This is a genomic window from Pseudooceanicola batsensis HTCC2597, from assembly GCF_000152725.1.
Lineage (GTDB): Bacteria > Pseudomonadota > Alphaproteobacteria > Rhodobacterales > Rhodobacteraceae > Pseudooceanicola > Pseudooceanicola batsensis.
On the sequence record NZ_CH724131.1, the window covers coordinates 573,352 to 586,692 of the forward strand.

16 protein-coding genes and 1 tRNA gene are annotated in these 13,341 nt (G+C 62.2%); 16 read left to right on the top strand and 1 reads right to left on the bottom strand.

What is annotated here, in order from left to right; all coding sequences use genetic code 11:
* Positions 1 to 392 precede the first annotated feature (392 nt).
* The 8 genes from OB2597_RS22390 (at position 393) to OB2597_RS06895 (ending at position 6,027) form a co-directional block, all read left to right on the top strand.
* Complete coding sequence (locus tag OB2597_RS22390) at positions 393 to 728, top strand: Arm DNA-binding domain-containing protein (protein WP_202944576.1); 336 nt, start codon at positions 393 to 395, stop codon at positions 726 to 728.
* Between the two features lie 12 nt (positions 729 to 740).
* Entirely contained in the window at positions 741 to 1,457 is a 717-nt protein-coding gene (locus tag OB2597_RS22395; RefSeq protein ID WP_009804816.1) for a tyrosine-type recombinase/integrase, read from the top strand.
* Positions 1,458 to 2,121: 664 nt separating this feature from the next.
* The gene (locus tag OB2597_RS06885; RefSeq protein WP_148234687.1) at positions 2,122 to 2,481 is read left to right on the top strand and encodes a toxin-activating lysine-acyltransferase; all 360 of its coding nucleotides are present in this window, start codon (positions 2,122 to 2,124) and stop codon (positions 2,479 to 2,481) included.
* Positions 2,482 to 2,738: 257 nt separating this feature from the next.
* On the top strand, positions 2,739 to 3,587 hold the full coding sequence (locus OB2597_RS21800) for a hypothetical protein (RefSeq protein WP_148234688.1): 849 nt from the start codon (positions 2,739 to 2,741) through the stop codon (positions 3,585 to 3,587).
* A gap of 145 nt (positions 3,588 to 3,732) precedes the next feature.
* On the top strand, positions 3,733 to 4,086 hold the full coding sequence (locus tag OB2597_RS21805; RefSeq protein WP_148234689.1) for a hypothetical protein: 354 nt from the start codon (positions 3,733 to 3,735) through the stop codon (positions 4,084 to 4,086).
* Positions 4,087 to 4,163: 77 nt separating this feature from the next.
* Positions 4,164 to 4,496: a hypothetical protein gene (locus tag OB2597_RS21810; RefSeq protein ID WP_148234690.1), complete on the top strand. Its 333-nt coding sequence runs from the start codon at positions 4,164 to 4,166 to the stop codon at positions 4,494 to 4,496.
* Between the two features lie 152 nt (positions 4,497 to 4,648).
* Positions 4,649 to 4,894 carry a hypothetical protein gene (locus OB2597_RS06890; protein ID WP_040609181.1) on the top strand — a complete coding sequence of 82 codons (246 nt, stop codon included), beginning with the start codon at positions 4,649 to 4,651 and terminating at the stop codon, positions 4,892 to 4,894.
* A gap of 92 nt (positions 4,895 to 4,986) precedes the next feature.
* Positions 4,987 to 6,027, top strand: coding sequence for a tyrosine-type recombinase/integrase (locus OB2597_RS06895; RefSeq protein ID WP_009804820.1), 1,041 nt, complete (start codon positions 4,987 to 4,989; stop codon positions 6,025 to 6,027).
* 102 nt (positions 6,028 to 6,129) lie between these two features.
* Here OB2597_RS06895 and OB2597_RS06900 read toward each other — a convergent pair.
* A tRNA-Ser gene (locus OB2597_RS06900) sits at positions 6,130 to 6,219 on the bottom strand.
* A 144-nt stretch (positions 6,220 to 6,363) separates the two neighbouring features.
* Here OB2597_RS06900 and OB2597_RS06905 point away from each other — a divergent pair.
* From OB2597_RS06905 to OB2597_RS06940, 8 genes are all read left to right on the top strand, one after another.
* Positions 6,364 to 7,197: a DUF2059 domain-containing protein gene (locus OB2597_RS06905; RefSeq protein WP_084658912.1), complete on the top strand. Its 834-nt coding sequence runs from the start codon at positions 6,364 to 6,366 to the stop codon at positions 7,195 to 7,197.
* Positions 7,198 to 7,199: 2 nt separating this feature from the next.
* Entirely contained in the window at positions 7,200 to 8,039 is an 840-nt protein-coding gene (locus tag OB2597_RS06910; protein ID WP_009804822.1) for a DUF2059 domain-containing protein, read from the top strand.
* A gap of 176 nt (positions 8,040 to 8,215) precedes the next feature.
* Positions 8,216 to 8,926, top strand: coding sequence for a 50S ribosomal protein L21 (locus OB2597_RS06915; protein ID WP_009804823.1), 711 nt, complete (start codon positions 8,216 to 8,218; stop codon positions 8,924 to 8,926).
* A gap of 14 nt (positions 8,927 to 8,940) precedes the next feature.
* On the top strand, positions 8,941 to 9,210 hold the full coding sequence (gene rpmA / locus OB2597_RS06920; RefSeq protein WP_009804824.1) for a 50S ribosomal protein L27: 270 nt from the start codon (positions 8,941 to 8,943) through the stop codon (positions 9,208 to 9,210).
* Between the two features lie 90 nt (positions 9,211 to 9,300).
* Positions 9,301 to 9,852 (top strand): GNAT family N-acetyltransferase, encoded by a 552-nt coding sequence (locus tag OB2597_RS06925; protein WP_009804825.1) that lies wholly within the window; start codon positions 9,301 to 9,303, stop codon positions 9,850 to 9,852.
* Positions 9,853 to 9,899: 47 nt separating this feature from the next.
* On the top strand, positions 9,900 to 10,940 hold the full coding sequence (gene obgE, locus OB2597_RS06930) for a GTPase ObgE (protein ID WP_009804826.1): 1,041 nt from the start codon (positions 9,900 to 9,902) through the stop codon (positions 10,938 to 10,940).
* The gene (gene proB / locus OB2597_RS06935) at positions 10,928 to 12,064 is read left to right on the top strand and encodes a glutamate 5-kinase (protein ID WP_009804827.1); all 1,137 of its coding nucleotides are present in this window, start codon (positions 10,928 to 10,930) and stop codon (positions 12,062 to 12,064) included. Before obgE ends, proB begins: the two co-directional genes overlap by 13 nt.
* 11 nt (positions 12,065 to 12,075) lie before the next feature.
* Positions 12,076 to 13,341, top strand: coding sequence for a glutamate-5-semialdehyde dehydrogenase (locus tag OB2597_RS06940; RefSeq protein ID WP_009804828.1), 1,266 nt, complete (start codon positions 12,076 to 12,078; stop codon positions 13,339 to 13,341).

Sequence of the window (13,341 nt, forward strand, 5' to 3'; positions counted from 1 at the left end):
GGGCCCTTGTCATGGCCTACGAGAGTCCCGCCCGAAATGGCGAGGCTTTCGTCGTTCTAAGCCGTGTTGATCACGTGCGTGCCGGGCGGGTATGGACGCCGACCCGGCATAGTCGGTGCATGCGGGGCGCCGAAAATTCGGCATGATACGCCGATGTCTGCCTTGCCCGAAGAATTTCTGCCTTCTCGCGTGTGGAAGCGGAAAGAGGCCATTTCAGGTAGTTAGTGGCGGAGAGGCAGTCCGTAGAACCCGTGCCCTCTGGCGGCCGCGAGAGTTCGTGGAAATCCAAATAACTAGCACAGGAAAAAGAACTAAATTCGCCCCTGTCCATTGTAGTTCGCGCACGTCCGCCCTAAGCCATGTCAAAGTGTGGGAATAAATGTGGGAACGATATGCCTCTCAGCGCGCGCAAGGCGGAAACGGCAGGACCAGGACGTCACAGCGACGGACGCGGTCTTTTCCTCTACGTAAAGCCCTCTGGCGCACGGTCCTGGGTGCTGCGCTATCAGGTGCAAGGACGGCGGCGTGATCTCAGGCTTGGCCCTTATCCTGATGTCAGCCTCGCAATGGCCCGCGACCGTGCAATGGAGGCGCGACGCCTCATTGCCGAAGGCGAAGACCCGATCACAAAGAAACAACAGGCAAAGCCCAAGACATTCCGCGAAGCCGCCCTCGAACTCATCGCAAGCAAGCGTCCCGGTTGGAAGAACGCCAAGCACGCGGCGTAATGGACAGCCACCTTGGAGTCCTACGTCTTTCCGAAGATCGGTGCGGTTCAGGTCGCCAAGATCGAGACGGCGGACGTGATTTCCACGCTCACCCCGATCTGGGCAGAAAAGCCGGAAACCGCCAATCGGGTTCGCCAGCGCGTCGAAGCCGTGATCGACTACGCATCCGCGCTGGGCAATCGAACCGGCGACAATCCGGCCCGCTGGCGCGGACATCTGGACCATCTCCTGCCGAAGCCAAAAAAGGTGCGCGCGGTCGTGCATCACCCGGCGTTGCCTCACGCGCAGATTGCGGACTTCATGACTGCCCTCGCCGAGCGGGAAGGTGTTGCCGCGCGAGCGCTGGCCTTCACGATCCTGACGGCAGCGCGGTCTGGCGAGACCCGAGGTATGACGTGGGGCGAAGTCGATCTACACGCAGAGGTCTGGACCATCCCAGCGGGGCGAATGAAGGCGGCGAAGGAACACCGCGTGCCGTTGACCGATGCCGCCTTGGCCCTGCTAGGAAAGCGCGCCGAAACTGCGCCCGACGATGCGCTGATCTTCGGAAGCGAGACCAAACCTGGAAAGCCGATCCGACATGAGCGTGACCGCGGTCTTGCGCCGCATGGAGCGCAACGACATCACCGTCCATGGATTCCGCTCAACTTTCCGCGATTGGGCGGGGGAAACCACCGGCTTCCCCCGCGAAGTCATCGAAGCGGCGCTGGCGCACGCCATCAAGGATAAGGCCGAAGCCACTTATGCCCGCTCAGACCTTTTCGACAAACGACGCAAGCTGATGGAGGCTTGGGCGACCATCGCCACCCACCGCACGAAATCAGCAAATGTTGTAGCTCCGTCCTCCGGGAAGACAGGGTGACATCCATCTACAGCATTCCTGACTGTGTGTCTGGCGGCAGTTTTGGGCCTACTCGTCCGGCCTCTGAACAGCCTTATGCAATCTGTCCGCTGCTCAGTGCGCGCTTGTGGTGTAGCGTGCACTGGCCACAGGCGGGTCTGGCCACGACTTGCTGGATGACTGAGCCCCAACGCTGACTAAGGCATCGGTACATGCGGGATTGCAATTGGGAACGCGATAGAAGAAAATCCAAATTTTTTTTGTAACAAAGAAATATAGCGGCTAAGTGACGGAGGACGTAGACTGATGTCGAACCTTCCCCAAACAAGTTATTGAACGTCGATACATTTTTGGCAAGGATCCACGTTGCTGTACCACCCATACGAAGCGGAGCGTGGTCCTGCACGGCTTCGTCAGCGTGTTGGCTCAGAAGCTCAAAGGAAGAATATTGCTCAGTGCTCGCTCGAGCAGAATCGGCATGTTGTTTTTCGACGCGGACAATTCATCAATACGGCAGTTCTAGATTGCCGTATTCCTCAAATAAGGTGAACGATGGCAAATGAAGGCGACGCACCGAAGGGAACAGGCGGCCTAGAATCTGCTTCAAAACCGGTCGATCCGGTAGCGGACAAAACAGTGGCCGAGATTTTGGGCGAGATCGTCTGGTTGATGACGGAGGACCCCGCGGGTCGCGAGACGAATGTGTCCGAGATCGAGTCACTGGTTATGCCCGCGATACTGGCGAGGCGGTTCCACATCAAGTATGCGCAGGTGCCGGACATGCGGCGACCGGGAGCGACGACGCTGCAACCGGTGGCGGTTCGCGTTTTTGAAAAGCGAATGCCAGAGGCGGCCGGGCAACCATATCCGGTAGTATTGGCTGAGTATTCTGTATTGAAGGCAAAGCCATGATCGGGTTGCGCTATAGTCTCCCAAGGCAGTCTTGTTTCGATACTTTTAGCATTTACTGCGTTTCCTTGAGAGCGGATAGCCTATCATTGGGCATTGCTCAAAGCAAGCACGTCTGCGCTGGCATCACACGCCTCTTCGATCTCGCGAAGCGGAGAAATTGCGTCATTCGTCGAGGTTTCTGGCGTGAGGTATCGCAGTCACTCCTGGTTGCCGGAATTCTATTGTCAGGTTCCACCCCAAGTGTTGCGGATGGCGTGATGCCTGACTTAACGGACCTGGCTTGGTCAACCGAAGCTGTGTCCTCCACACTGGCATCAGACAGAGTATTACTCAGTTACTCGGGGAGGTGGATTCTTCTTCCCGCAGGGTACATCGCGCGCGCCATGTCCCAGTCTGAACTTTTGCCTCTCAGGTTAACTTACGAAAGATACCTTAGCACTCCATTCTCTCCCTCAGAGGAAGAAACGTGGGTCAGCAGCACCCCAGCCATTTCTGAATACGGACTACCCGGTGGGCCGGGCGATTTTGCTTACATGCTTCCAAGCGGATTACCGCTACCAAAGGAGTATTTTTCCAGTGGCGTAGCTCAACGGGAAGAGGATGCGCCTTTCGAGGCGAAGGGACGAAACCCTGACTTCATAATTAAACCCAAAGGTTTTAGAAATGAACAAATAGTTGTAAAATTTTCTTGGACGTTACCAAATGTAGATAATATTAATGAATGGCCATTGGCTAAGCGGTTTGAGCGCACAAGATCTAAAAGTAGAGCCAGCGCTGTTGGATATCGAGAAGGCCCTTCTCCGAGGCTGCCACGAAATCATGTCGAGCGGCCAACTGGTAGGGCCTATTACTCGATATATGGTGACGATGGAGATATTGCTGTTGACATGGACTGCAGTCCTTGGCTCGGCGAAATGGCTGCACCAAATCCCGGCTGCTTTGGTTACATCCTTCATCGCAAATCCCGCCTCGAGCTTTACCTTGAATTCCCATCTTCGCCAGCTACCAGTTATGAAAATGAAGCTTGGCGGTCGATAGTTGACAATACAGTGGCTCTGGTGTTGTCGTGGAAGTTTAAGCCTTACGAGATAAAGTCTAATGACTGACATTACTCTTTCCGACATAAACTACATCGAGAACATCATCAGCTCCGGTCAAAGCTATTATCAAGCATACGACCGAATTGCGACCTATCTTCCCGCTGATTCTGCGCAACGTTTCTAGTTTGAGCAGGCCTCCATAATTAACAGGATGAACGGTATTCACGTTTCGGCACAAAACGACTTGCCTGGGAGGTTCATTCTCACGTACTCACAGTATGGTTTGCTTCTTGATGGCGTGTCCGCAAATCTCTCAAACCCATCAAACGCGATCGCTCTTAATGTGCTCTCAGACATCGCCGACAGCGGACAAATTCCCACAATGGCCGTCATGCTGAATAACGACATTGGCTCAGCTTTGAATATCGGTGGGCAGACAATCGGCGGTTGGGCTGGCGCGTTTTACTACTGGAATTTGCCGTATGGCGGTAGCGGTGCAACGGTGGGGTCGGTGATCGTCGGCGATCCGGTTCATATGAGAAGTTCATTCTATCCTCGGCAGTAGCAACCATAGCAGTGATTGGGTAAGAAGGGTACCAGCTTCTGAACGGCCTTGGCGGTGCAATTGCGGAAGCTCGAAGAGTGATACAAACTGTGCTTGGAGCAGATCTGCCAGCAAGCATTCAAAATGAAATTCTTGAGGTCGTGGTCGACACTATGGCCAATGGCCAGATCGGTGGTTCGATCGACAATTTTGGCACTTGGACTTATGATCGCAGTTCGGGCCGTTACTATACTGTCTCAAACTCCGGTGACGTAGTGTTCGCAACCCCCGCCCAGCAGGAATATCTCGACGCGAGGCGTGATGTACGGCTGAACTTGGATAGCCACGATTTGAACCATCTCGATGAGATCATTGAGCAACTTGATCGACATTCCTATTGTTTTATCCGGGACGGCTGTCCTGACCATTGACGGCCACGAATCCATCGACTCCTCAGTCCCGGGAGACCTCGTCCTTGCCTTTGACCCCTCGACCGATCTCGGTGGTGCCTTGGTTCCGAAGCGGGTGGTGCGGCTGTTCCACAACGAGACTGACCTGGCGTCTGGGGGGCGAGGATCGCGAGTTGACCGTAACGCCGGGGCATCGATTCCTCGACATGGAGGGACGGTTCCGGCGGATTGACGAGATCATTAAGGATGCCGCGCCGACCGTGGTGCTGGCCGATGGTGCGCTCGCGCAGGTCCGGGCTGAGCGGATTGTCTGGTCAGAGGCCACCCGGCATCTCTATGAGGAGGTCGGGGCGGTCGCAATGGACGCGGGCGACGGGCTGGCGCGTCGCGTGGGCGGTGCCTGGCGCAGTTATAACTAAGGTAGTGGACAGTGCTCCCCGTGTTTTTCCACTTCGCGCCACTTCCATTCGGCATCCGATTTGCCCCTCTGAAAGTCTGAAAGGAAGCCAGAATGGCCAAGCAGCCTCTTGAGAAGAACGAACGCTTGAAGCGCCGTTTCTTGGACTACCGCAAATATGCGCGCCAACTGTCGGACAAGACACTCGACCGGGAGTTGGCCGCGCTGGAACGGTTCGACGTCTGGAATGGGCGCAAGGATTCCGAAAAGTTCCACATCGAATGGGCGATGGGCTTTCGCACCTACTTAGAACGGGCCAAGGGCGCGACCGGCAAACCCCTCAGCAAATCCACCACCAGCGCGATCATGGCCACCATGCGCGAGTTCACGATCTGGCTTTCCCAGCAAGACGGCTTCCGCAGCCGGATCAGAGCGCCAGATGCCGACTACTTCAACCTGTCGCGCCGCGACGAAGCCGAAGCCCGTGCATCGTCTCGCCGTCCGGCTCTTAGCATTAAGCAGGCTAAACACGCGCTAGACTTAATGCCCTCGACCACCCCGCGCGAGATGCGCGACAAGGCTGTCTTTGCCATGCTCTGCCTGACCGGCATCCGTGTGGGCGCATTAATCAGCCTGCGCCTCCGGCATGTCGATCTGGACGAGAAATCCGTGACGCAGAATCCGCGCGAAGTGGCGACGAAATTCGGCAAGCGCATCGATACGTTCTTTGCAAAAGGCTTCCCCGAGGCCGAAGCCGCCTTGCGCGCTTGGATCACCTACCTGGAAGACGAAGCGTTCTATGGCCCGCATGACCCGCTGTTCCCCGCCACAGCCATCGCGACGCACGCCAGCACTGGCTTTGTCGCCGAAGGCTTCGACCGTCGCCCGTGGAAAAGCACGGAACCCGTCCGAAAGATCGTCAACACCGCGTTCCAAGTCGCCAAGCTGGATAGTTTCGGCCCACACGCCTTCCGTCACATGCTCGCCCGCCACGCGGCGAAGAACTGCAATTCGGTCGCGGAAATCGTCGCCACAGCGCAGAACCTCGGTCACTCCGATGTGCTGACCACCCTGCGCAGTTACGGCCAAATCAGCCGGGAACGCCAGCGCGCATTGATCACGGGCGTGTCTGGCGACGATGTGTTAGAGGACTGACCGAGGCCATTCAAAGACCTGCCGAACGTGGGAACAAGTGTGGGAAAGTTGGCAGGGAAGTGACAAAATTGCCAACAACATCAGGTCGATAGGCTGATGTTGTGGCGGAGAGACAGGGATTCGAACCCTGGGACCCCGTGAAGGGTCAACGGTTTTCGAGACCGCCCCGTTCGACCACTCCGGCACCTCTCCGCGGGGGTCTGGAGGCGCTACCTAACGGCGATTGTGATGCCGCGCAAGGGGCCTTTTGCATTGCGTCCGCCCGGATTTGTCCTAACTTCTGCAGCGTAAAGCAGCAATTCCCGACAAACCGAACAATCCGAGGTGCCGACCGTGATGCGACTTGCCCTCACCCTTCGCAGCATGACCCTGACCCTGGTGGTCCTGACCCTGTTGGCCGCGCAGGCGGTCGCGGCCGATCGTGACAAGCTCAGGGCGTTCCTGACGGTGACCGGCTTTGACGTCGCGCTGGAGAGCATCAAGCTTTCGGCCGAGGATGCGCCGCGGATGCTGGGCCTCGAGGCCGCGGACTTCGGCGCGCAATGGACGCTGATGGCGAAGGATGTCTTCGACGTGCAGGACATGCAGGCCGATGCTCTGGACATCCTGTCCCAGACGCTCGACGATGCGGCGCTGGCCCATGCGGCCGACTTCTACGCCTCGGACCTGGGCCGGCGACTGGTCGAGGCCGAGAACGCCAGCCACATGCGCGACCGCGACGACAAGCGAGACGAGGGGGGGCGGCTGCTGGCGGACCTGCGCGACGAGGATCCGGAGCGCGTCGAGATCCTGGGCCGCATGCTCGATGCCATCGGGTCTGACGAGCAGAGCCTGCGCGCGGCGCACGAACTGGAAATCCGCTTTCTCATGGCGGCGCAGCAGGCTGGCGTCATCCGGCTCCGCCTGGACGAAGAGGGGCTGCGCGCGGCCCAGGCGGAACAGGCCGAGGAGACGATCGAGGCGATGCGCATTTCGGGGCTCGCCGCTTCGGCCGCGACCTATCGCGACTTTTCCAACGCGGACCTCGAAGCCTATACCGAGGCGCTGGAACACCCCCTGATGCAGGAGGTCTACGAACTGATGAACGCCGTGCAGTACGAGATCATGGCGGACCGGTTCGAAGAGGTGGCGAGCCGTCTGGGCGAGCTCAATCCCGGGCAGGAGCTCTAGCCATGCTGCGCGGTCTCCTGCTTGCGCTCTGCCTCGCCGCGATGCCCGCGCTGCCGGCGGCGGCCCGGACCGACGCACCGCCGGTCGCGACGCAGGAAGACCGCGAGCGCCTGTGGTCGGCGCTCGGACTGGGCGAGGCGCTGGAAATCATGCGCGACGAGGGGCGGGCGATGTCCCGTGACATCGCCATGGATTACCTGGCCGACCGGGCGGACGGCAGCTGGACCCGCACGGTGGCCCGCATCTACGACCCCGAGGCGATGAGCGATGTGATGCGCGCGGCGTTCTTCTCGGACATGGAGGATGCCGATCCGCAGCCGATGCTGTCCTTCTTCGAATCCCGGCTGGGCCAGCGGATCGTGGCGCTCGAAATGACGGCGCGCCGGGCCTTTCTGGACAGCGACACCGAAGAGGCCGCGCGCGATCTGGTGCGCGAGGGCGCTGTGCCGGAGGACAGGATCGCGCTGATCGACGAGTTCATCGCGGTGAACGACCTTGTCGCCCTCAATACCTCCGGCTCCATGAACACCAACGTGGCCTTCCTGTCCGGCCTCTCGCAGGCCGAGCTCTTCGCGATGAGCGAACAGGAGATCCTCGACCGGGTGTGGAGCGATGCCGAAGGCAACCGCGCAGATACCGAGGAATGGCTGCGCGCCTATCTCGCCACGGCCTATCGCCCGCTCGCCGACGACGAGATACGGGCCTATATCGACTTCTCCCGGACCGAGGCCGGACAGCGGCTGAACCGGGCGCTCTTCGCCGGGTTCGGAGAGATGTACGTTCAGCAGTATCACGCCCTCGGGCTGGCGGTGGCGCGGCAGCTTACGGCCAAGGACATCTAGGGGCCGCGACCCCTTGACTTGCATGGGAATCCTACGTATCAGCCCGCATCCCGGCAGGCGTTCCGCCCGCGCGGGCCATAGACAATTCGCCCTAGCAGGGCGCGCAGTTCGACGGCGGGTCAACCCGGAAACGCCCATGCGGGGGCCAGAGGACGCGGTAGAGAAGGAAGACACAGATGTTTGCGGTCCTCAAGACCGGCGGTAAGCAGTATCGCGTCAAGTCCGGCGACATGCTCCGCGTGGAAAAGCTGGCAGCCGATGCCGGCGAGAAAGTCCAGTTCAACGAGATTCTGATGGTGGGTGGCGACGATCTGGTCGTCGGTGCGCCTCTGGTCGACGATGCCGGCGTGCAGGCCGAGGTCGTGGATCAGATCAAGGGCGACAAGCTCATCCATTATGTCAAGCGCCGCCGGAAGCACTCCTCGCAGCGCAAGAAGGGCCACCGCCAGCAGCTCACCCTGCTGCGGGTGACCGACATCCTGGCCTCGGGCGCGGGCAAGTCCGGCGTCAAGGCGGCTGTCGGCGCAAGCGCGCTCGGCGCCCCCGGTCCCAAGGTCACCATGACCAACAAGACCGAAGAGGCCGAACTGGCGGCCGAGGTGCACAATGCGGCCCCCGAAGCCACGGCCGAGGCAGCCCCCAAGGCCGAGCCCAAGAAGGCCGCGCCGAAGAAGGCCGCCAAGACCGATGGCGCGGACGACCTCAAGGAATTGTCCGGCGTCGGCCCCGCGCTCGAGAAGAAGCTGCACGAGGCCGGTGTGACCACCTTCGCGCAGATCGCGGCATGGACCGAAGCGGACATCGCCGAAATGGACGAGAAACTGTCTTTCAAAGGCCGGATCGAGCGTGAAGGCTGGGTCGAACAGGCCAAGGAAAAGACGAAGTAAGAGGAGTCTGACACATGGCACATAAAAAAGCTGGCGGTTCATCCCGCAACGGTCGCGACTCCGCCGGTCGCCGTCTCGGCATCAAGAAATACGGTGGCGAAGCCGTCATCCCGGGCAACATCATCTGCCGTCAGCGGGGCACCAAGTGGTGGCCGGGCGAAGGCGTGGGCCTGGGCAAGGATCACACCATCTTTGCGACCGTCGTAGGTCAGGTGACGTTCCACAAGGGCCTCAAGGGCCGCACCTTCATTTCGGTGCTGCCAGCGGCGGAGGCCGCCGAGTAAGCCGACCTTAGGCTGATGACACATCAGAAGGGGATCGGCGGAAGCGCCGGTCCCCTTTGACGTTAGGGAGCCCGAAGGGAGGGTGACGTCATGGAAGGCACAATGAACCTCGTTCCGGAGATCAAGGGCGACGGCCTTGTCCTGCGCCCCGTGCGCCGGTCGGATTCCGGCCTCATCGAGCTCTACGGTTCCGACGACCGTGTGGCCCGCATGACGACTTCGATTCCGCATCCGCTCCCGCCCGGCTCCACCGATGCCTTCGTTGCCCGCGCGATGAGCGGCCTGGGCGGGGAACTGGTCTGGGTCATGGATGCCTCGCCCTTTGGCGGGGCGGAACTCAAGGGCCTGATCAGCCTCGAACGGATGGATCCGGGACCGCGCGGCGGGTCGCAGTCGGAAATCGGCTACTGGGTGGCGCCGGCCTGGTGGAACACCGGTCTCGCCTCGGCCGCCGTCCAGGCCCTGGTCGATGCCAACCCGCTGAACGACGACACCCTGTTCGGCAGCGTCTTTCAGGACAATCCGGCCTCGGCCCGCGTCCTCACGAATGCCGGTTTCCAGTACGTGGGCGATGCCGAAAGCTTTTCGGTCGCCCGCAACGCCAAGGTCCCCACCTGGACCTATATCCGAAAACTGAATTGAGCCGCGGGTCACGCTGAGCTAAGCGACCTTTGCGGCAGGAGAGAAAGATGAAGTTCCTCGATCTCGCAAAGGTCTACATCCGGTCCGGGTCGGGCGGAAACGGCTGCGTGTCGTTCCGGCGCGAGAAATACATCGAGTTCGGCGGCCCGGATGGCGGCAACGGCGGCCGCGGCGGCGACGTGATCGTCGAGGCCGTCGAGGGGCTGAACACTCTGATAGACTTTCGCTATCAGCAGCATTTCTTCGCGCAGAACGGCAAGGGCGGCACCGGGCGGCTCAAGACGGGGGCGGATGGCGACGACATCGTCCTGCGCGTGCCCGTCGGCACCGAGATCCTCGAGGAAGACGGCGAGACGCTGATTGCCGACATGACCGAGCTTGGCCAGAGGGTCGTTCTGGCCAGGGGCGGGAACGGCGGCTTCGGCAATGCGCATTTCAAGACCTCGACCAACCAGGCCCCGCGCCGCGCCAATCCGGGGCTCGAGGGCGTCGAGCGGACGATCTGGCTGCGGCTCAAGCTGATCGCCGATGCCGGGCTGCTCGGCCTGCCCAATGCCGGCAAGTCCACCTTCCTGGCCGCGACCTCGAATGCGCGGCCCAAGATCGCCGACTACCCCTTTACCACGCTGCACCCGAACCTCGGCGTCGTGGGCGTGGACGGGGCGGAATTCGTCGTGGCCGATATTCCCGGCCTGATCGAGGGCGCGTCCGAGGGCAGGGGGCTGGGCGACCTGTTCCTTGGCCATGTCGAACGCTGCGCCGTCCTGCTGCACCTGATCGACGGCACGTCGAACGATGTGGCCGAGGACTATCGGACGATCATCGACGAACTCGAGGCCTATGGCGGCGCGCTGGCCGACAAGCCGCGCGTTACCGTCCTGAACAAGGTCGACAGTCTCGACGAGGACCTGCGCGAGATGCAGAAGGAGTTCCTCGAAGAGGCGGTCGGCGGTCCGGTCATGATGATGTCCGGCTCGTCCGGCGAGGGCGTGACCGAGGTTCTGCGCGCGCTGCGCGCCGAGATCAGCGAGGACCGGCTTCGCCAGGGCGCCGAGGACGCGGGGGAGGACCGGCCTTGGCAGCCCTGACCGACACCGGCCTCTCCGGCGCGCGCCGGGTGGTCATCAAGATCGGCTCGGCGCTTCTGGTCGAGCGCGAGACGGGTCTGCTGCGCGCCGACTGGCTTGGCGGGCTGGCCGAGGACGTGGCGATGCTGCGCGCGCGGGGTGTCGACGTGGTGCTGGTCTCGTCCGGCTCCATCGCGCTCGGGCGGGGGGTGCTGGGCCTCGGGCTCGGCGACCTGTCGCTGGAACAGGCGCAGGCCGCGGCGGCGACCGGTCAGATCGGCCTGGCAGCTGCCTATTCCGGCGCGCTCGGCCGCCACGGGATCAAGGTCGGGCAGGTGCTCGTGACGCTCGAGGACAGCGCTGACCGGCGGCGCTACCTGAACTCGCGTGCGACGCTGCAGACACTCCTGACTTACGGTGTTGTCCCGATCGTCAACGAGAACGACACCGTCGCCACGGACGAGATCCGCTATGGCGACAACGACCGTCTCGCCGCGCAGGTCGCGGTCACCGTCGGCGCGGACCGGCTGGTGCTGCTGTCGGATGTGGACGGGCTCTATACGGCCAATCCCAACATCGACCCGACCGCGCGGCGGCTGGACCGGGTGGTCCAGATCACGCCCGAGATCGAGGCGATGGCCGGGGATGCGGGGTCGGGCCTGTCCAAGGGCGGCATGAAGACCAAGGTCATGGCCGCCAAGACCGCCACCGCCGCGGGCTGCGCCATGGCGATCACGCACGGCTTTCGCATGAACCCCGTGCGGGCACTCGAGGAGGGGGCAAACGCCACCTGGTTCCAGGCCAAGGGCGACCCGCAGACCGCCCGGAAGGGATGGATCGGCTCGATGAAGCCCAGAGGGCGGCTGGTGTTGGATGACGGCGCGGTACGCGCGATGCGGCAGGGGCGATCGCTCCTGCCCGCCGGTGTCGCCCGGGTCGAGGGGCGGTTCGGCCGTGGCGATCCGGTCGAACTGACGGGCCCGAACGAAGAGGTTCTGGCGCAGGGCCTGACCCGCTACACTGCCGACGAGGCGCGGCGCATCGCCGGGCACCGCTCGGACGAGATCGAGGCGCTGCTCGGCTATCCCGGCCGGGCGGCATTGGTGCACAGGGATGATCTTGCCTTCCTGGCATTGGTTGAGTGAAAGGACGCATTATGAAGGACTTGGACGACATTCCTCAGGTCATGAAGCAGCTTGGCGAGGATGCGTGCGCAGCCGCGGCAGAGCTGGCCTTCGCGTCTCCTCAGCGCAAGCACGCTGCCCTTATCGGCGCCGCACACGAGGTCTGGAAGACCCGGGACGCCATCATCGCGGCCAATGAGGAAGACATGGCTTATGCCGTAAGCAAGGGCCTCTCTCCGGCCATGCTCGACCGCCTCAGGCTGGACGAGGAGCGCATCCGCGGCATCATGGACGGCCTGCGCACGGTGGCCGAGCAGCGCGATCCCGTGGGCGATGTCATCACCGAGTGGGACATGGCCTCGGGGCTGAACATCCGCCGCGTCCGCACGCCGCTCGGCGTGGTCGGCGTGATCTACGAAAGCCGCCCGAACGTGACCGCCGATGCCGGCGCGCTTTGCCTCAAGTCCGGCAATGCCGTGATCCTGCGCGGCGGGTCCGAGAGCTTCCACAGCTCCGCCGCGATCCATCAGTGCCTCGTGACCGGGCTGAAACAGGCGAACCTGCCCGAGAGCGCGATCCAGCTGGTGCCGACGCGCGATCGTGCGGCGGTCAGCGAGATGCTGACCATGACCGACCATATCGACGTCATCGTCCCCCGCGGCGGCAAGGGCCTTGTCGGCCTCGTCCAGCGCGAGGCGCGGGTGCCGGTCTTCGCCCATCTCGAGGGCATCTGCCACATCTATGTCGGCGCCACCGCAGACCCGGCCATGGCGGTCGAGATCGTGCTGAACGCCAAGACCCGCCGCACCGGCATCTGCGGGGCGATGGAATGCCTGCTGATCGACTGGCGCTTCTACACGCAGCACGGGCCCATCCTGACCGACGCGCTCGCCGCCGCCGGGGTGGAGGTGCGCGGCGACAGGGAACTGGCCAGGCACGACGGCGTGGTCCCGGCCGACCCGGACGACTACGGCAGGGAATTCCTCGACATGATCTGCGCCGCGAAATTGGTCGATGGCGTGGACGAGGCGATCGACCACATCCGCACCTACGGCTCGAACCACACCGACGCCATCATCACCGAGGACCAGAAGGCCGCCGATTACTTCTTCGAACGGCTCGACAGCGCGATCCTGATGCACAATGCCTCGACCCAGTTCGCCGATGGCGGCGAATTCGGCATGGGCGCGGAGATCGGCATCGCCACCGGAAAGATGCACGCGCGCGGCCCCGTGGGCGCCGAGCAGCTGACCAGCTTCAAGTATCTGGTCGCGGGGAAGGGCACGGTCCGTTCATAG